Genomic DNA, 1,298 nt, shown 5'->3' on the forward strand with positions numbered 1-1,298 from the left:
CTGAGCTGCTGCGGGGATTTCGGACAGCGGAATTAGTGGATTCTTCTACGCTGCCAGGGCTGACTGTTGATAACCATAGTGGACTTCGTTAGGACGCCGGTAACCGAGAGCGGAGTGCCGACGCCGGCTGTTGTAAAACCCCTCGATGTAGCGAATGACGTCGCTGCGAGCTTGTGATTTGGTCGCATAAACGGTCCGGTAGACGCGCTCGTTCTTGAGCATCGAGAAGAACGATTCCGCCATGCTGTTGTCCCAGCACACGCCCGTGCGTCCCATCGACGAGCGCATGCCCAGGCTAGTCACCAAGGCCCTGAAATCGGTCGAGGTGTAGACACTGCCCCGATCGGAGTGCCAGATCGCGTCAGGCTCGATCTGGCTCGTTGCGGCGGCGTTCTTGAGAGCGTCGGCGACGAGCTCGGTGCGCATGTGATCGGCGATGGACCAGCCGACGACTTTCTTGGAGTAGCAGTCGATGACGGTGGCCAGGTAGATGAACCCTTGCCAGGTGTGGATGTAGGTGATGTCGCCGACGAACTTCACCCCGGGGCGGTCGGCGGTGAAGTCCCGTTTGACGAGGTCGGGCATGCTCGCGGCGGCCTCAGCGTCAGCGGCGGTGGTGATGCGGAATGGGCGCGGCTGACAGGCCACCAGGCCCTGGTGGCGCATGATCTGCCGTACCAGCTCGGGTGAGCACTCGGTCTTTTCCGCGGCGAGGTCGGCGTGGATGCGCCGGTACCCGTAGGTGCCCTCGGACTCCTCGAAGAAGTATTGGACCCGGGCTATCAGGGTCTCCCGGCGGGCCGCGGTGGCCGATTGCGGACGCGTGGCCCAGTGATAGAAACCGGACGTCGAGACGGTCAACCACAGGCACATTTTCACCACCGAATTCAGGTTGGCGGGCTCTGATTTTTGGGAATCGATGAATTCATACTTGCTCACTACCGCTGCTCCCGGGCGAAGTAAGCGCTGGCTTTTTTCAAGAAAGCGGTCTCCGCCCGCAGCTCCTGAACTTCACGCTCGAGCTCTTTCAGCCGGGCCCGTTCCGACACCGTCAGATCCGCCTCCGTGCCGCCGTTGGCCTCGCGGTACTTGATCAACCAGTTGCGCAGAGTCTCCGGGCCGACGCCGTATGCGGTGGCCACGTCCTTGATTGGTTTGGATGTGTTGATCACCTCGCGGCACAGCTCGTCCTTGAACTCCTGGGTAAATTTCCGACGTGATGCGGTCATGCTGATCTCTACTTTCAGTAGTCCCTCATTTTAAGAGGGCCCACTGTCCGAGAACTCCGCGGCAGGTCA

1 protein-coding gene is annotated in these 1,298 nt (G+C 60.9%); it reads right to left on the minus strand.

Annotation, left to right across the window (positions count from 1 at the left end; all coding sequences use genetic code 11):
* Positions 1 to 45: 45 nt before the first annotated feature.
* A protein-coding gene (locus E3T24_RS05705) for an IS3 family transposase (RefSeq protein ID WP_134366157.1) occupies positions 46 to 1,229 on the minus strand; the annotation gives its coding sequence in 2 pieces (ribosomal slippage) (positions 46 to 968 and positions 968 to 1,229; 1,185 coding nt in all).
* Between the last annotated feature and the right edge of the window lie 69 nt (positions 1,230 to 1,298).

This window comes from Cryobacterium sp. TmT2-59 (assembly GCF_004403545.1).
GTDB lineage: Bacteria > Actinomycetota > Actinomycetes > Actinomycetales > Microbacteriaceae > Cryobacterium > Cryobacterium shii.